This window comes from Pseudomonas hygromyciniae, from assembly GCF_016925675.1.
Taxonomy (GTDB): domain Bacteria; phylum Pseudomonadota; class Gammaproteobacteria; order Pseudomonadales; family Pseudomonadaceae; genus Aquipseudomonas; species Aquipseudomonas hygromyciniae.
In genome coordinates this window covers 223,828-239,811 of the sequence record NZ_CP070506.1, presented here as the reverse complement: position 1 = coordinate 239,811, position 15,984 = coordinate 223,828, and the positions used below count along the sequence as shown (strand labels likewise).

Here is a 15,984-nt window from a genome sequence, read left to right as displayed (position 1 = left end):
GAAGGGGGTTTGGCAAATCAGAACGCAGGCAGGACCGCGCCGCTGTATTTCTTCTCGATGAAGGCTTTGACTTCAGGGCTGGTCAGGGCCTTGGACAGTTTCTGGATGGCGTCGCTGTCCTTGTTGTCTGGACGAGCCACCAGATAGTTCACGTACGGCGAGTCGGCGCCTTCAATGATCAGCGCATCCTTGGCTGGGTTCAGGCCAGCTTCCAGGGCGTAGTTGGTGTTGATCATGTCCAAGTCAACCTGGTCCAGGACACGCGGCAGCAGGGCTGACTCCAGTTCCTTGAACTTCAGGTTCTTCGGGTTGCTGGCAATGTCTTTTGGCGTGGACAGGGCGTTTTTCGGATCCTTGAGGGTAATCAGACCGGCCTTTTGCAGCAGCAACAGGGCGCGACCACTGTTGGAGCCTTCGTTGGGAATGGCCACGATAGCGCCGTCTTTCAGGTCTTCAAGCTTGGTGACTTTCTTCGAGTAGCCGCCAAACGGTTCAACGTGCACGCCAACCACGGTGACCAGGTTGGTGCCTTTACCCTTGTTGAAGTTTTCCAGGTACGGCAGGGTCTGGAAGTAGTTGGCGTCCAGGCGCTTCTCGGCCACTTGCACGTTCGGTTGCACATAGTCGGTGAAGACCTTGATTTCCAGGTCCACGCCTTCTTTGGCCAGGGTCGGCTTGATCAGCTCAAGGATCTCGGCATGCGGCACCGGCGTGGCCGCAATCACCAGTTTTTCGTTGGCTTGAGCGATACCGGCAGTCAGGGCAGCGGCCAGGGCGGTGAACAACAGAACCTTTTTCATGCAGTGTCCTTAATCAAAAATCCGGGACGTCGTTGACGGCCGCTTCTTATGGGGGTGCCAGCGATGTGCTATCGCGGCGTGGAAGGGACAATACCGATATTTTTTATTCCAGAACAATACCTTTTATTCACTTTGATATTCCATTTTGTTCATACAGAGCCCAAGCCCCGAAACAGACGCGTCAACGCCGCGCGCTCGACTTCGCTGCCGCTGCTCAGGATCTGTCGCACCTGATGCTCAATCTGCGCCACCGACGCCACCGGCAGGTTCAGATGCTCCGGCAAGATCTCATCGCCACTGCTGACCAGCAGCGCAAAGTGGATCACGTTCTCCAGCTCGCGGGTATTGCCCGGCCAACTGTGCTGCTCCAGCACACGCTGCGCGTCCTCGCTGATCAACGGCACCGGCAAGTCCAAGCGCTGGCTGTAGATGCCCAGGAAGTACTCGGCCAACGACAGGATGTCACCCACCCGCTCGCGCAGGGCCGGCAGTTCCAGTTGGCCTTCGCTGAGGTAATGGAACAGGCGCTCATGGAACTTACCGACGGCCACGGCCTGGGCCAGGTCGATGCTGGTGGCGGCGACCAGGCGCACGTCCACCGGGCTCGGTTGATGAGCGCCGACACGGGTGACTTCGTGATTTTCCAGGGCGGCGAGCAGCTTGACCTGGATCGGCAACGGCAGGTCGCCGATCTCATCGAGGTACAAGGTGCCGCCGTTGGCCGAGCCGAACCAGCCTGCCCGGCTGCTGGCCGCGCCGCTGTGGCTGCCGGCGGCATAGCCGAACAATTCAGCATCGGCATAGGTCGGGCTGATAGCGCCGCAGTTGACCGACACAAACAGGCCGCTGCGGTCACTGCCGCGATGGATATGGCGCGCCAGCAATTCCTTGCCGCTGCCGGTCTCGCCGCGAATCAACACAGGCAAGGCACGCGGGGCCAGGCTTTCGAGGTCTTCACGCAGTTGCCTTGAACGGGGGTCGACAAACACCAGTGCCTTGGCACGGATGCTCAGGGGGCTTTTTTCGGCGTCGGGGAAGGTCAGCAGTGGCTGGCCAAAGGTTTCATGCAGGCTCATGGCAGGCTCCCGCCCCAATTCCACTTAAGGGACGGGGCGTTGAAAAGGTATTAGGCGCGGCGCCGGGAGTGATGCTCCAGACGGTTTTGCAGGCGATAGAGATAGGCGAAACCCTGCTCCCAACGCTGGTGGCCGGACTTCACGTTGATATGCCCGGCCCCCGCGAGAATCCCGGCTTCAGCCCCCCAGTTACGCGCCAGTTCCAAGGCCCGAGGGGCACTGACGGCGCTGTCGTTGTCGGAGCTGACGACCTGGCTGGGAAACGGCAACAGGTCGCGGGGAATCGGTGCAAAGTTGCGCAAGGCAGGCGCACACGCCGGGCGCTCGACATCCGCCGGGGCCACCAGCAAGGCCCCGCGTACCTGGCGCAGGAACTGCAACGGCGCGCTGGCCGCCCAGTGCGCCACGGTGATGCAACCCAGGCTATGGGCGATAAGGATCACTGGCGTGCTGTCGGCCGCAATGGCTTCGGCCAAGGCCGCCACCCAATCTTCACGGCGCGGAGTCAGCCAGTCGGCCTGCTCCACGCGGGCGCTGTTGGGCAGGCTGTTCTGCCAATGGGTTTGCCAATGATCTTCTGGCGATCCTTGCCAGCCCGGCACGATCAGGTAACGGATCAACTCGCTGTGCATGGGTGTGCCCTCCTGCAGCGTTTAACGTTGCTGACCAGTATAGGGATGGGGCATATATTCGTTAAGGAATAAGAAGCTATTTATTAATAACTAAAAACACAGTCACCTCGATAAAATGTGGGAGCGGTCTTGCCCGCGATAGCGGTGGTTCAGGCAATGCACGGGTAGCTGTCACACCGTCATCGCAGGCAAGCCAGCTCCCACATTTGTTTTGTGGTGTATCCAACAGATAAACCCAAGCAGCGAGTGCTCTGTGGCGAGCGGGCTTGCCCCGCGCTGGGCTGCGAAGCAGCCCTCATTCAAAAACACCGCGATGCATCAGATGCATCGCGGTGTTCGTTTTGGGGCCGCTTCGCAGCCCAGCGCGGGACAAGCCCGCTCGCCACAGGCAAAAGCGGCATCAACTGACCACCGCTATTCCAGGCAAAAAAAAGGCCGCACCCTGCCAAGGAGACGGCCAAAAAATTGTCGAGGCTTTTGACACTAACGCGCAGTAATCACCGACAGCTTGGTAATCCCCGCTCGCTCAATCGACGCCATGGCCCGAGCCACTTCGCCATAGTTCACACCATCGTCAGCCTGCAGTTGCACCCGTACCTCAGGGTCCTTCGCCTTGGCGGCCTGCAGGTTGAATTCCAGCAGGTCCGGCTGGATTTCATCCTTGTTGATAAACACCTTGCCGGCACCGTCGATGCTCACCACCAGCGGGTCTTTCTGCTCTACCGGGGCAACGGCCTCGGTCTTGGGCAGGTTGATCGGGATCGCATTGGTCAGCAGCGGGGCGGTGACGATAAACACCACCAGCAGGACCAGCATCACGTCCACCAGGGGCGTGACGTTGATCTCACTCAGGACCTCGTCGCTGTCTTGGGTAGAGAAGGCCATATCAGGACGCCTCCTTCACTTTTTGCGCGCTGCCCTGGGCGGCGTTTTTATGCAGCGCCGGGTGGACCAGCACGCGGAACGAATTTTTCTGCGCCAGGCTGTAGAAGTCATGGGCGAAGTCGTCCAGGTCGGCAGCCGTAAGCTTCAGGCGACGCAGGAAGTAGTTGTAGACCAGCACCGCCGGCACGGCGACGGCGATCCCCACACCGGTCGCGACCAGCGCCGCGCCGATCGGACCGGCCACGGTTTCCAGGCTGGCGGAACCGGCAGCGCTGATCCCTTTCAACGCTTCCATGATCCCCCACACGGTGCCGAACAGGCCGATAAAGGGCGAGGTGCTGCCGATACTCGCGACCACGGCCAGGCCGGTTTCCAGGGAGCGCCGTTCCCGCACGATCTGCTGGCGCAGGGCACGTTCGAGGCGGTCCTGATGGTTGATGGCCTGGCTCAGGTCAGCGGCGTGCGGCGCATCGCCCACCTGGATCGCGGCGTAGCCAGCCTGGGCCACACGGGCGGCGGCGCCGGGGTGGGTTTCGCTCAGTTCGGCGGCCGAATCCAGGCTCGACGCCGCCCAGAACTGTTTGTGGAACTTGCGATCCTGAGCCTTGAGGCGGGCGAACTGCACACCCTTGAGCAGGGCCAGGCCCCAGGTGGCGACGGAAAAAACCACCAGCAGCCAGATCACCGCGCTTTCGATGGATTCAAGTGGAGATGCCAGTAACGTCATGATGTGTACCTCGGTGTAAGCGATAGGGTGTCGAGCAAAGGCTCAATGAATCTTGAAATCGATGGGCACGCTGACCCAGCCATCCTGTGCCACGTCGCCCTGCTTGGCCGGCACGAAGCTCCAGCGCTTCACGGCGCTGAGTGCGGCGTCGTCGAGTTGCTGGCGACCGCTGCTCTTCTGCACCTGGATTTCACCGGGCTTGCCGCTGGCCAATACATGCACCCGCAACAACACAGTGCCTTCCCAGCCACGGCGTTGGGCCAGTGATGGGTACTCGGGCGCCGGGTTCTTCAGGTACGCGGCGTTGGCCGAAGCAGGTGTTACCGGTGCCGGCGCAGGCGGGGCTGGCGTGGGCGCCGGTGGTGCCGGCTGGGGTGGCGCGGGCGGTTGTTCGACGGCTTTTGGCGCAGGCTTGGGTTCGGGCTTGGGCACCGGTTTGGGCTTGGGTTTGGGGATCGGCTTGGGTGGCGCCGGCTTGGCCGCCAACTCATCCACCACAGGTGGCGGTGGTTCCACGACCACAGGCGGTGGCGGTACAGGCGGCGGCGGTTCCACCACCGGTGGCGCCGGCTGGGAAAATTCGATGGTCATTGGTGGAATTTCCGGCGGCACAATCGGCAGTACCGGTACCGGTTTCTGGCTGACCCAATAGATCACCGCGCCATGCAGCGCCAGCGCCAACAGGCCCAATAAAATGCCTTCACGGCGGCTCAAGATCCCCTTGGGGGTTTTCTGCAACCGCAACTGCCCCAAGGGCGCGCGGTGCGGCCGGCCAAGGTCGACCAACTCACCACTCGGTGCCTGGCGCCACAGCGCCTCATGTGCACTGGCGGCGGTCTGGACATTGCCCATTGATTCACTCCCTGCTGTCTTCAGCGAAAAAACCGACGGGCCTGCGGGGGCGACCGTCGAGAGCTGAATCATCGGGGGCAGACGCTTATCTCTTAAAGTAATCTTTAAAGTTATACATAGACCGAACAGGAATATGAAAACTCAGCCAATCCAGCAAAGCCACGCCCCACGCGGCCTGGCGGCGAGGGGCAAAATCATGATGCTTTGCCGGCATGCAAAATATTCCTCAAAGGCATGGTTCAGCGCGGGTTGGCCTCGCATAAATCCCACAATTGACGCTGCAGGCTCTGCCCCGCCGCTCCCATCCCAGTGCGCCCATACAGCGCCAGCCGCACGCCCTGCACCGCAGGCAAACCGCTGTCGGCGCCGAGCACCACATGCCCGGCCTGCACCACCCGCTCCGGCAGCAGGCTGATGCCCAACCCCGCCGCCACCGCCGAACACACACTGGCCAGGCTCGCGCTGGAATAGCCGATGCGCCAGCGCCAGCCCCCGACCTCTAGGTGCTGGAGCATTTCATTGCGGTACAGGCCGCCCACCGGGAACGCCACCAACGGCAAGGGATCGCGGCCCAGGGCCGGCATGCGGCGGCTGTCGACCCAGCACAACGGCTCCGGCCAGGAGGCCAGGCAGTCATCGCTGTCGCCCATTTGCTTGACCAGCAACACATCGAATTCGCCGCCGCGATACTGACGCAGCAGCGCCGGCCCCAGGCCACTGGTGACCTCCAGGCGCACCCGTGGATAAGCCACGACAAACGCCGAAAGCAACGGCATCAAGCGCTCGGCGGCGAAGTCCTCGGGCACGCCCAGGCGCAGCACCCCGTCGCTCTGCTGGTTGATCAGCACATCGGCAGCCTCTTCGTTCAGCGCCAGGATGCGCCGCGCATAGGCCAGCAAGCGCTCACCCTCGACCGTCGCCACCACCCGGCGCTGATCGCGGTCAAGCAAGCGGCAGCCGACGCTGTCTTCCAGGCGGCGCAATTGCTGGCTGACCGTGGATTGAGTGAGGTGCAGGCGTTCGGCGGCGCGGGTGAAATTGGCGCAGTCGACGACGGCGATAAAACTGCGCAACAGCACGGGATCGAACATGAACACCACCATCGTGTTTGCCACTGGTTGGCATGGTTATATTTAATTTCAGAATACCCCAGGCGGTGGCCATACTTCCCGTTCATTGCACTGAAACGAGGTTCCCATGGCATGGCCTACTCCTTTCAAAACCGCCGTCCTGGCATTGGGGTTGATGGTGGCAAGTAACAGCATGGCCGCCGATAAAGGTTTGCTCGACGCCGTGCATGCCGGGCAATTGGCGCAGGTCGAGCAACTGCTGGCCAAGGGTGCCGATCTGGATACCCGCGCCATCGATGGCAGCACGCCGCTGTTGCTGGCCACCCAGGCCAATCGCGTGGATATCGCCCGCGCCCTGATCGAGGCCGGGGCCGATGTGAACCGCAAGAACCTGATGCAAGACAGCCCTTACCTGCTGGCCGGCGCCAGCGGCCACAATCAAATCCTGGCCATGACCCTGGCCCATGGCGCCGACCTCAAGAGCACCAATCGCTACGGCGGCACCGCCCTGATCCCGGCGTGCGAGCGCGGGCACGTGCAAACAGTGCGCCTGCTGATCGATGCTGGCGTCGACGTCAACCACGTCAACCGCCTGGGCTGGACCGGCCTCATGGAAGCCATCGTGCTCTCGGACGGCGGCCTCGCCCATCAGCAAATCGTCGCCATGCTGATCGGCGCCGGTGCCAATGTGAACCTGCCCGACCGCGACGGCATCAGCCCCCTGCAACAGGCGCAAAAGCGCGGCCAGGTCGCCATCGCCAAACTGCTGCAAGAAGCAGGTGCCCAATGAGCCCACAGCACGATCAAGCCTGGTTGCAACGCGCCGTCGCCCTGGCGCAGGACAACGTGGCCCAGGGTGGGCGGCCATTTGGCGCCGTGCTGGTCAAGGACGGTGCTGTGCTGGTGGAAGCGGTGAACCAGATCCACCTCGACCAGGACCCCACCGCCCATGCCGAAATGCTCGCCATCCGCCGTGCCAGCCAACAGCTCGGCCCACGCCTTGAAGGCTGTGTGATCTACGCCAGCGGCCAGCCGTGCCCGATGTGCCTGGGTGCCATGTACTTGTGTGGCGTGGCCCGCGTGGTGTTTGCCGCGAGCAATCAAATGGCCGCGCCGTTCGGGCTGTCGACTGCCGCGGTTTACCAGCAGATGAGCCTGCCGCTGACCGCCCAGCAACTGCCCGTCGAGCACCTGCCGATGCCGGCCATGCAAGCCCTTTACCGTCAATGGAAGTCCCTGCATGACCCTGAATAAATCCCTCGCCGACTGGGGCCTGCTGGTGGTGCTGGGCCTTAACCTGAGGCCGATCCTCAGCTCCATCAGCCCGTTGCTCGGGGAGATCCGCCTGGCTACCGGCCTGAGCTTCCAGAGCAGTGCCTTGCTCACCAGCCTGCCGGTAGTGTGCATGGGTTTGGTGGCGTTGGTGGGCATCCGCGTCGAGGCGCAGTTGGGCGAGCGACGCGGGATTGCCCTGGGTTTGATGATGATCCTTCTTGCATGCCTGGCGCGCTGGCTGCTGGGCCAGGCACCGGCACTGCTGGCCACGGCGTTGCTGGGTGGGGCCGGTGTGGCGCTGATCCAGGCGTTGGTGCCGGCGATGATCAAGCGTCAGTTCCACCAACGGGTACCCCTGGCGATGGGGGTGTATTCAGCCTCGTTGATGGGTGGCGGTGGTTTGGCGGCGTTGCTCAGCCCGCTGGTGGCCAGCCATTTCCAGCACTGGCAGGCCGGCCTTGGCATCTGGCTGCTGCCGGCGCTCGGCGCGTTGCTGCTGTGGGTGTGGCTGCCGTTGGGCGCGGCGAAAAACCTGCAGGTGACGGCGCCGCTCCAGGGCTTGCGCAATCGGCGCGCCTGGTTGCTGGCGCTGTATTTCGGCCTGGTGAACTGCGGGTATATGAGCATGGTGGCGTGGCTGCCGGCGTACTACCAGCAACTGGGTTGGGGCGTGCTGCCCAGCGGCTCGCTGCTGGCGTTCATGACGATTTTCCAGGTGATTGCCGCGCTGTTGATGCCGGCGCTGGCGCAACGCGGTATCGACCGCCGGCCCTTGCTGACCATCAGCCTGCTGGCCCAGACCGTGGGTTATCTCGGCCTGCTGTGGGCACCGCTGCAATACCCACACCTGTGGGTGGCGCTGATCGGCTTCGGCCTGGGAGCGTGCTTTGCCCTGAGCCTGCTGCTGACCCTGGACCACCGCCGTGACCCACGGGAAGCCGGGCAACTGGCGGCCTTCGTGCAGGGCGTGGGCTTCTTGATCAATGCCGTGTCGCCCTGGATGACCGGCTGGCTGCGCGAACTCACCGGCAGTTTTGTCAGCGCCTGGGTGGTACTGACCGTGACGGTGGTCGCGATGCTGGTGGTCACCCGGGTATTCAGCCCAGCCACTTACCGCAGCACCGCCGCTTGCTGATTGTGTAGGAGCGAGCTTGCTCGCGAAAAACGTCAACGATAACGCGCAGAACCAGGTTAACCGCGTCGTCTGGGGGTTCTTCGCGAGCAAGCTCGCTCCTACAGGTGATGGGGGGTTAGAAGTCGTAGCGGCCGGTCACGCCCAGGGTGCGCGGGGTGCCGAGCAGACCTTCATAGCCTCCGTTGCCGCCTGTCCACAGGGTGGTGTAGTAGGTTTTGTCGAAGGCGTTTTTCAGCCATAACGACACATCCCATTGACCCTGCTGGAAATCGCCACGCAGGCCGGTGGACAGGTTGACCAGCCCATAACCGGGAATCTGCCCATAGTCCGAATCCTCGACCGTGCCCACCGCCTTCGAGCGATAGGCATAGCTGGCGGTTACGTAGGGTTCGAAGCCGTTATCCAGGTTCCACTTGTATTCGCCGTTGGCGTTGGCAATCCACTTCGAGGCGCCCACCACCTGGTGCCCGCTGAGGTCGCACGAGGCCGGTGCACCAGGGCGCAGGCTGACTTCCGGCGGGCATGGCGCATCTTTGTACGACAGGTAGCGCACATCGTTGAACGAGCCGTTGAGGTTCAGGGTCAGGCCGCGAATCGGCACCAGGGTGCTTTCCAATTCCACGCCACGGGAGCGTACGGAGCCGGCATTGGTCAGGTACTGCACGCGGTTGCCGTAGTCGTAGGCATTGGTCTGGTAGCCATTGACCTGGGTCCAGAACAGGTTGGCGTTGAGTTGCAGGCGACGGTCCCACAGGGTGCTTTTAAAGCCCAGTTCGGCGTTGTTGGCGCGCTCGGTGCCGATCAGCAGCGAGTCCGCGCCAGCGGTGGGGGCCGAGCCTACCGCCAGGTTGACCCCGCCGGATTTCTCGCCATGGGACAAGGTTGCATAGCCGAGCAAGTCATCGCTGAAACGGTAGCTGAGGTTGAGCAGGCCAGAAGGGCTGGTGCTGTACTGGTTCAGATCGCCGGAGTCGTAAGCACCGGCGCGCCCACGGCGGGCCGTCGCCGCCGCGCCCGTCACCGTTGCGCCACCCAGCGGCGCATTGCGGCTAACCCAAGCGCTTTTTTCTTCATAGGTGCCGCGCAGGCCGGCGGTGAAGTCCAGGCGTTCGGTCAGGTGCCAGGTGCCTTGGGCGAACAGGGCAAAACTGTTGGTACGGATATGCCCGTTACCGACGCTGCTGACATTGCTCAAGGCCCCCGCTGGCGTGCCGTTCCAGATATCGGCCTGGGGCCCGTAATAGGCGAAGGATTTGTTGTCCAGGTCGGAGCCGAAGTAGTAGGCGCCCACCACATAGTCGAAGAACCCACCCTTAGGCGACGCCAGGCGAAACTCTTGGGACCACTGTTTATCTTCCACCGACACCCCTGCGTTGTAGGACGCCGGCACGTTGAGACCATCGTCATTGCGCGGGGTGAAATTCCACCAACGATAGGCGCTGACCGACGTCAAGGTGAAGTCGCTGGGCAGGGTCCAATTGGCCTCCAGCGAGGTACCGCCCTGGAACACCGTGACACGCTGGTCGTTGTCCAGGTTGACCTTGCGGTGAGCGCCGTTGACCAGGGTTGCCCCGGCTGCATCCGCCCGCGATTGGTAGAGGTTGGTGCCGTTGATGGTTGGCCCGGTGCTGTACAGCACGCGGGTGCCGGCGCTGGAAGCCTCTTCGTTGTAGTCGCCGATCCAGCGCAGGTTGAAGGCCTCGTTGGGCTTGTACAGCAGTTGCCCACGAAAGCCCTGGCGTGAACCGCCGTTGAGGTCGTGGCCGTTGTATTCGTTTTTGATATCGCCGTCGCTGCGGGTGCGATAGGCCGAAAAGCGCCCGGCCAATTCATCGTTGAGCGGCCCGGAAATCGTGCCCTTGGTCTGGAAATAGCCGTCTTCGCCCACCGACGTCTCGATGCTGCGCTCCGGGGTAAAACTCGGCGCGCGGGTGCTGATGTTGATCACCCCGGCCGTGGTGTTCTTGCCGAACAGCGTGCCTTGCGGGCCGCGCAAGACTTCAAGCTGCTCGATATCCATCAGGTCGAAAACCGCCATGCCCGGGCGCCCGAGGTACACGTTGTCGATGTACAACCCGACACTGCCTTCCAGGCCATCGCTGGCCGGGTTATTGCCCAGCCCGCGAATCGACACGCTGGACTGGCGCGCATGCATGTAGGCGACGTTGACGCTGGGCACCAGTTGCTGCAAGTCCTGGATCCGATAGACCCGCTGGCTCTCCAGGGCCTGGCCGCCGATCACGCTCATCGGCGTGGGCACTTCCTGGGCGCTTTCGGTGCGCCGGCGAGCGGTCACGGTGACCGTCTCCAGTTGCCCGCTGGCGCTCTCGCCCTTGGGCACTGGGGCGGGGTTTTCGGCGGCCTGACTCGGCGTCCAGCCGGCACTGCCCGCCAGCAACAGCGCCAGGGGCAGGCGTTTGAGCCGCCAGAGGGAGGACGGTACAACGGGCTTCGACACACTCATAAGCGGCTCCGGTCGTGCGGAATATGCACTGCCACATATTCCATAAAGTTATTTATTTATGTTTTTACAAACATTTACTGCATAAGAGATAGCCTTTATAAGGAGTCGACCTAATGCATAGCCAATGCATTTCCCCGATATTTTTAATGTGAAAAATGCATATCGACCTGCGCCAGCTCCGTCACTTCATCGCCCTCACCGAACAGCGCAGTTTTGTCGCGGCCGCGACCACGGTGAACCTCTCGCAATCGGCCTTCAGCCGCAGCATCCAGGCCCTGGAACACAGTGCCGGTTGCCAACTGGTGGATCGCGGGCGCAAGGACCTGGCCCCGACCAAACAAGGCCAGGTGCTGCTGGAACATGCACGGCGCCTGGTCAGTGGCGCGCAGCAGTTGGCCAACGAGATCAGCCAGTTCAACGGCCTGGAGGCCGGCGAACTGCGCTTTGGTTGCGGCCCGGCCCCGGCAGCCGGGTTGATCCCGCGTGCCATCGGCAGCTTTATCGGGCGCTACCCCAAGGCACGCGTGCAGTTCCAAGTGGATGATTGGCAAAGCCTGGGCAAGCGCCTGCTCAGTGAAGAGTTCGAGTTTTTTGTCGCCGACACCCGCCACTTCGAAGCCAACCCCGACTACCACACCCACCGCCTGCGCCCGCGCAAATGGCATTTCTGCTGCCGCAATGGGCACCCGTTGGCCCAGCGCGAAAGGGTCAGCGCCGCCGAGCTGATGAGTTATCCCCTGGCCGTGACCATCCGCCCGCCGAATTTGCGCAAGGTCATCGTCGACCTCAGCGGCCGGCCCGACTACACACCCAATGTCGAGTGCGAGAACGGCTACAGCCTGCTGGGGGTGGTGCTGCGTTCCGACGCCATCGGTATCGTCAGCGCCAACAGCGATGCGCTGCACCTGACCCGGGGCGAGCTTGTGCGGTTGACGATCGAGGGGTTGGCCGAGGACCTGGAGGAGCGCTACACCCGCTATGGCATCGTCAGCCCGGCGGGGTATCGGCTGTCACCGTTGGCCGAGGCGATGATCGAGCAGATCAAGCAGGTGGACGAGCAGGATGACGAGGTGTGTTCGCTGGAGAATTTTGCGGTCTGAGCCACCGCTATCGCAGGCAAGCCAGCTCCCACAATGGAATGCGATCAACCTGTAGGAGCGAGCTTGCTCGCGATGGCGCCAGTCGCCCCCCATGCACTCACTGCATAAACCCCATTCCCCAAATGCACTTGCCTCAATCCCCTCCAACCGGCGAAAACCCTCACCTGCCCCTCATCCGGTGACCCCCATGCCCCACGTACGCAACGTGCTCTACATCATGTGCGACCAACTGCGTCGCGATTACCTCTCCTGCTACGGCCACGCCCATCTGCACACCCCCAACATCGACCGCCTGGCCGCCGCTGGCGTGCGTTTCAGCCGCGCCTACACCCAGGGCACGATCTGCGGGCCGTCGCGCATGTCGGCCTATACCGGGCGCTATGTCAGCAGCCATCAGGTGGCCTGGAACGCGGTGCCGCTGCCCCTCGAAGAGCTGACCATCGGCGACTATCTGCGCCCCCATGGCATCCGCACCGCGCTGGTGGGCAAGACCCACGCCACGCCCAATCTCGATGCCCTGCAACGCCTGGATATCGACCCCGACAGCGCGCAGGCGCAGCGCCTCAATGAGGTCGGTTTCGAAGCGTATTTTCGCCATGACGGCATCTTCCCCGACAGCCCGTTGTTCGCAGACAAGCGCGAGTCCGCGCCCTACACCCACTACCTGCGCGCGCAAGGTTATGCCGGCACCAACCCTTGGCATGAGTGGGCCAACGCCGCCGCCGGCGATGCCGGGGAGGTGCTGAGCGGTTGGCACATGCGCAACGCCCACTTGCCGGCGCGGGTGGACGAGGCGCATTCGGAAACGGTCTACACCACCGACCGCGCCATCGACTTTATCCACGAACAAGGCGAGCAACCCTGGTGCCTGCACCTGTCGTACATCAAGCCGCACTGGCCGTATATCGCGCCCGCGCCGTATCACGCGCTGTATGGCGTCGATCAGGTGCAGGCACCGATTCGCGCCACGCCTGGGCAAGCCAGCGATCACCCGGTGTACCAAGCCTTCCGCCAACACCAGGAGAGCCTGAATTTTTCCCGTGATGAGGTGCGGCTGCGGGTGATTCCAACCTATATGGGCCTGATCAAGCAGGTGGACGATCAACTCGGCCGGCTGTTCGATGTGCTGCAAAGCACAGGTCGCTGGGATGACACGCTGATTGTGTTCACCAGCGACCATGGCGACTTCCTCGGCGACCACCAACTGGGCGAAAAGGAGTTTTTGCTGGAGCCGGCAGTGGGTGTGCCGCTGATTGTCCGCGACCCGCGTAGCGCCGCCGATATCAGCCGTGGCACGGTGGACGCACGCCTGGTGGAAACCATCGACGCCCTGCCCACCTTCCTTGAGGCCCTGGGCTTGCCGAGCGCCGAGCATCGTCTGGAAGGCCGCTCATTGATCCCCCTGCTGCATGGGGTAGAAACGGATTGGCGCCGCTACGCCATCGCCGAATACGACTACGCGTTCCAGGCCCCGGCCCGCGAGCGCCTGGCGCAGCCGATCGATCGCTGCCGCATGACCATGGTGCGCAGCGAACGCTGGAAATACCTGGCCTATGACGGCTTTCGCGCGCAACTCTTCGACCTGGAAAACGACCCGCAGGAACTGCACGACTTGGGCGCAGACCCGGCGTACGCCCAGGTGCGCGAAGTGCATCAGGGTTATCTGTTCGAATGGCTGCGGGGTTTGAAACGGCGCACCACCATCAGCCACGGAGAGATTGATCTGCGTGGCCAGCGGTTTCGCTATGGTGAGCCAGAGGCAGAGAAGTTGGTGCAGATCGGGGTTTGGTAAACACCCAAATCCCCTGTGGGACGCGGGCTAGTGTGGGAGCGGGCTTGCTCGCGAAAGCGGTATGTCAGTGAACAACTGTGTTGGCTGATCCGCCGCTTTCGCGAGCAAGCCCGCTCCCACATTTGATCTGCGGTGGGTTACGCGCCTTTGGTCGTCACACTCCTCTGCCCCAGCACGCTCACCGGCACGTCACCCTTGAGGGTCACGCGGCGCACGATGCGCTCCTGAGTGCCGTAGTCATCCACCGCGTAATGCTGGGTGGCGCGGTTGTCCCAGATCGCCACATCGCCAGTGCTCCAGCGCCAGCGCACGGTGTTTTCCAGGCGGGTGACGTGGCTTTGCAGCAGGTTGAACAGGTGTGCGGAATCGGCCTGCGAGTAACCCTTCAAGCGTTTGACGAAATGCCCCAGCAGCAGGGTCTTCTCGCCACTGACCGGGTGCACACGCACCACCGGATGCTCGGTCTCGTACACCGTCGAGGTGAAGATCTTGCGGTACTCCTCAAGCTTTTCCGGCGCCACATCCGGCTTGCGCGCGGCGTAGTCGTATTCGTTGCTGTGCACCGCCCACAGGGTGTCGGCCAGGGCCCGCACTTCGGAGGTCAAGTCGTTGTAGGCGCTGGCGGTGTTGGCCCAGACCGTGTCGCCACCCGATGCCGGCGCCAGCACCGAACGCAGGATCGAAGCCTTGGGGTACGCATCGACGAAAGTCACGTCGGTGTGCCAGGAGTTGGCGCGCTGACCACGCCCGCCGTCCAGCTCCATCAAAAAACGCGTGCCATCGCGCACCGGTACCGTGGGGTGGGCAATCGGCTCGCCGAGCAGATGGGCGAACGCTTCCTGGCTCTGGTCATCGAGGTGCGCCTGCTCGCGAAAGAAGATCACCTTGTACTGCACCAGCGCTTGCTGGATGGCTTCGAGGGTGGCGGCGTCGAGGTCGCCGGACAGTTTGATGCCCCGGATCTCGGCACCGATACGCCCAGCGACCGGGTGAATATCCAGCGCCAGGGCGACGGGTTGAACAGCGTGTGCGGCATTGCTCATTGGATGACCCTCATGTGTCTGCTTACGGTGGGGTGAAGCGGCGCCAACGCTCTATTCATATGCAATTTAGGTCTAGCAAATGAACGAATGCTTCGTTGACGGAATAAGAGCTTGCATTTAAAACCTCAGCTCCCCTGGTCGCAAATGCCTTCGACCTATTTTTAAAATGCCGGGAAAGCATATGGATCTTCGCCAACTGCGCTACTTCATCGCCCTTAACGAACACCGCAGTTTTGTGCGTGCGGCCGACGCCATGGGCATCACCCAGCCGGCGTTCAGCCGTAGCATCCAGGGCCTGGAACAGGAGTTCGGCTGCGTGCTGGTGGACCGTGGCCACAAGGATTTGCGCCCCACGCCGGAAGGTCAGGTGGTGCTGCAACATGCCCTGAGCCTGGTGCATGGCGCCGCGCTGCTGAGCAGTGAAGTGACGCGCATGACCAAGCTCGACGCCGGCGAACTGCGCTTCGGTTGCGGCCCGGCGCCCGCCGTGAAACTGGTGCCGGATGCGGTGGCGCGTTTCGTCAACGCGCACCCGAAAATCCGCACGCGGTTCCAGGTGGATAACTGGGAAACCCTGAGCCGCAGCCTGAGCCGGGAAGAGATCGAATTCTTTATCGCCGACATCCGCCAGTTCGAAGCCGACCCGAACTTCCAGACCCAGGCGCTGACGCCCAAGCGTGGGGTGTTTTTCTGCCGGCCGGGGCACCCGTTGCTGGCCAAGGACAGCCTCTCGACCAACGACATGTTCGACTACCCGCTGGCGTCGCCGCTGATCTCCCAGGGCATTCGCAAACTGCTGGCAAACCTCAGCGGGCGCATGGACTTTTCACCGAGCATCCAGACCGAGCACTTTGCGGCGCTGGTAAAAATCGTGTTGCAGTCCAACGCCATTGGCGTGGGCACCGAGGAAGCCTTTGCCGAGGACCTCGCCCGCGGCGCGCTGGTGCTGCTGCACTGGCGCAACCTGCCGCAGAACATGGAGACCATGAGTGCGCGCTGCGGGATAGTCAGCCGCACCGGCTCGCGCTTGTCGCCGGCGGCCAAGGCGATGATCGAGATGTTGGTGGCGGTGGATCGCCAGGAAGTGGATGTGGCGGTCTGAAGGGCGCCATCGCAGGCAAGCCAGCTCCCAC

General features: G+C 62.8%; 15 protein-coding genes. 6 read left to right on the top strand and 9 right to left on the bottom strand.

Annotated elements, in window-relative coordinates; all coding sequences use genetic code 11:
* Window positions 1-17: 17 nt before the first annotated feature.
* The 7 genes from JTY93_RS00990 to JTY93_RS00960 all read right to left on the bottom strand — a co-directional run bounded on the left by JTY93_RS00990 (window position 18) and on the right by JTY93_RS00960 (window position 6,063).
* Complete coding sequence (locus JTY93_RS00990; protein ID WP_205479058.1) at window positions 18-800, bottom strand: MetQ/NlpA family ABC transporter substrate-binding protein; 783 nt, start codon at window positions 798-800, stop codon at window positions 18-20.
* 149 nt (window positions 801-949) lie between these two features.
* On the bottom strand, window positions 950-1,876 hold the full coding sequence (locus JTY93_RS00985; RefSeq protein ID WP_205479055.1) for a sigma 54-interacting transcriptional regulator: 927 nt from the start codon (window positions 1,874-1,876) through the stop codon (window positions 950-952).
* Between the two features lie 50 nt (window positions 1,877-1,926).
* The gene (locus JTY93_RS00980; protein WP_032856553.1) at window positions 1,927-2,508 is read right to left on the bottom strand and encodes an alpha/beta hydrolase; all 582 of its coding nucleotides are present in this window, start codon (window positions 2,506-2,508) and stop codon (window positions 1,927-1,929) included.
* A 483-nt stretch (window positions 2,509-2,991) separates the two neighbouring features.
* Window positions 2,992-3,393: an ExbD/TolR family protein gene (locus tag JTY93_RS00975; protein ID WP_029299521.1), complete on the bottom strand. Its 402-nt coding sequence runs from the start codon at window positions 3,391-3,393 to the stop codon at window positions 2,992-2,994.
* 1 nt (window position 3,394) lies between these two features.
* Window positions 3,395-4,120: a MotA/TolQ/ExbB proton channel family protein gene (locus tag JTY93_RS00970; RefSeq protein WP_029299520.1), complete on the bottom strand. Its 726-nt coding sequence runs from the start codon at window positions 4,118-4,120 to the stop codon at window positions 3,395-3,397.
* Between the two features lie 42 nt (window positions 4,121-4,162).
* Window positions 4,163-4,972, bottom strand: coding sequence for an energy transducer TonB (locus JTY93_RS00965; RefSeq protein ID WP_205479053.1), 810 nt, complete (start codon window positions 4,970-4,972; stop codon window positions 4,163-4,165).
* 239 nt (window positions 4,973-5,211) lie between these two features.
* A complete protein-coding gene (locus tag JTY93_RS00960) occupies window positions 5,212-6,063 on the bottom strand; it encodes a LysR family transcriptional regulator (RefSeq protein ID WP_169991748.1) in 852 nt (283 codons plus the stop codon).
* Window positions 6,064-6,217: 154 nt separating this feature from the next.
* Here JTY93_RS00960 and JTY93_RS00955 point away from each other — a divergent pair, with 154 nt between their 5' ends.
* Genes JTY93_RS00955 through JTY93_RS00945 form a run of 3 tightly spaced genes read left to right on the top strand, consistent with a single transcriptional unit; the run spans window position 6,218 to window position 8,452 of the window.
* Window positions 6,218-6,832, top strand: coding sequence for an ankyrin repeat domain-containing protein (locus JTY93_RS00955; RefSeq protein WP_240344591.1), 615 nt, complete (start codon window positions 6,218-6,220; stop codon window positions 6,830-6,832).
* Window positions 6,829-7,296 (top strand): nucleoside deaminase, encoded by a 468-nt coding sequence (locus JTY93_RS00950; protein ID WP_205479048.1) that lies wholly within the window; start codon window positions 6,829-6,831, stop codon window positions 7,294-7,296. The genes JTY93_RS00955 and JTY93_RS00950 overlap by 4 nt, the downstream gene beginning before the upstream one ends.
* Complete coding sequence (locus JTY93_RS00945) at window positions 7,283-8,452, top strand: CynX/NimT family MFS transporter (protein ID WP_205479045.1); 1,170 nt, start codon at window positions 7,283-7,285, stop codon at window positions 8,450-8,452. Before JTY93_RS00950 ends, JTY93_RS00945 begins: the two co-directional genes overlap by 14 nt.
* A gap of 115 nt (window positions 8,453-8,567) precedes the next feature.
* Here the strand turns inward: JTY93_RS00945 and JTY93_RS00940 are convergent, their stop codons facing one another.
* Window positions 8,568-10,916, bottom strand: a complete 2,349-nt coding sequence (locus JTY93_RS00940) for a TonB-dependent receptor (protein ID WP_205479043.1) — start codon at window positions 10,914-10,916, stop codon at window positions 8,568-8,570.
* Window positions 10,917-11,071: 155 nt separating this feature from the next.
* Here JTY93_RS00940 and JTY93_RS00930 point away from each other — a divergent pair, with 155 nt between their 5' ends.
* Together JTY93_RS00930 and JTY93_RS00925 are read left to right on the top strand one after the other, a co-directional pair.
* Complete coding sequence (locus tag JTY93_RS00930; RefSeq protein ID WP_205479041.1) at window positions 11,072-12,016, top strand: LysR family transcriptional regulator; 945 nt, start codon at window positions 11,072-11,074, stop codon at window positions 12,014-12,016.
* 187 nt (window positions 12,017-12,203) lie between these two features.
* Window positions 12,204-13,808 carry an alkaline phosphatase family protein gene (locus JTY93_RS00925; RefSeq protein WP_205479039.1) on the top strand — a complete coding sequence of 535 codons (1,605 nt, stop codon included), beginning with the start codon at window positions 12,204-12,206 and terminating at the stop codon, window positions 13,806-13,808.
* Window positions 13,809-13,945: 137 nt separating this feature from the next.
* Here the strand turns inward: JTY93_RS00925 and JTY93_RS00920 are convergent, their stop codons facing one another.
* Entirely contained in the window at window positions 13,946-14,851 is a 906-nt protein-coding gene (locus tag JTY93_RS00920; protein ID WP_205518966.1) for a TauD/TfdA dioxygenase family protein, read from the bottom strand.
* Between the two features lie 181 nt (window positions 14,852-15,032).
* Between JTY93_RS00920 and JTY93_RS00915 the strand changes: the two genes are divergently transcribed.
* Window positions 15,033-15,953 carry a LysR family transcriptional regulator gene (locus JTY93_RS00915; protein ID WP_169991733.1) on the top strand — a complete coding sequence of 307 codons (921 nt, stop codon included), beginning with the start codon at window positions 15,033-15,035 and terminating at the stop codon, window positions 15,951-15,953.
* Window positions 15,954-15,984 lie beyond the last annotated feature (31 nt).

Coding starts and splice junctions, on each gene's coding strand:
- JTY93_RS00990 (WP_205479058.1), bottom strand. CDS start 800: ATGAAAAAGGTTCTGTTGTTCACCGCCCTGGCCGCTGCCCTGACTGCC.
- JTY93_RS00985 (WP_205479055.1), bottom strand. CDS start 1,876: ATGAGCCTGCATGAAACCTTTGGCCAGCCACTGCTGACCTTCCCCGAC.
- JTY93_RS00980 (WP_032856553.1), bottom strand. CDS start 2,508: ATGCACAGCGAGTTGATCCGTTACCTGATCGTGCCGGGCTGGCAAGGA.
- JTY93_RS00975 (WP_029299521.1), bottom strand. CDS start 3,393: ATGGCCTTCTCTACCCAAGACAGCGACGAGGTCCTGAGTGAGATCAAC.
- JTY93_RS00970 (WP_029299520.1), bottom strand. CDS start 4,120: ATGACGTTACTGGCATCTCCACTTGAATCCATCGAAAGCGCGGTGATC.
- JTY93_RS00965 (WP_205479053.1), bottom strand. CDS start 4,972: ATGGGCAATGTCCAGACCGCCGCCAGTGCACATGAGGCGCTGTGGCGC.
- JTY93_RS00960 (WP_169991748.1), bottom strand. CDS start 6,063: ATGTTCGATCCCGTGCTGTTGCGCAGTTTTATCGCCGTCGTCGACTGC.
- JTY93_RS00955 (WP_240344591.1), top strand. CDS start 6,218: ATGGTGGCAAGTAACAGCATGGCCGCCGATAAAGGTTTGCTCGACGCC.
- JTY93_RS00950 (WP_205479048.1), top strand. CDS start 6,829: ATGAGCCCACAGCACGATCAAGCCTGGTTGCAACGCGCCGTCGCCCTG.
- JTY93_RS00945 (WP_205479045.1), top strand. CDS start 7,283: ATGACCCTGAATAAATCCCTCGCCGACTGGGGCCTGCTGGTGGTGCTG.
- JTY93_RS00940 (WP_205479043.1), bottom strand. CDS start 10,916: ATGAGTGTGTCGAAGCCCGTTGTACCGTCCTCCCTCTGGCGGCTCAAA.
- JTY93_RS00930 (WP_205479041.1), top strand. CDS start 11,072: ATGCATATCGACCTGCGCCAGCTCCGTCACTTCATCGCCCTCACCGAA.
- JTY93_RS00925 (WP_205479039.1), top strand. CDS start 12,204: ATGCCCCACGTACGCAACGTGCTCTACATCATGTGCGACCAACTGCGT.
- JTY93_RS00920 (WP_205518966.1), bottom strand. CDS start 14,851: ATGAGCAATGCCGCACACGCTGTTCAACCCGTCGCCCTGGCGCTGGAT.
- JTY93_RS00915 (WP_169991733.1), top strand. CDS start 15,033: ATGGATCTTCGCCAACTGCGCTACTTCATCGCCCTTAACGAACACCGC.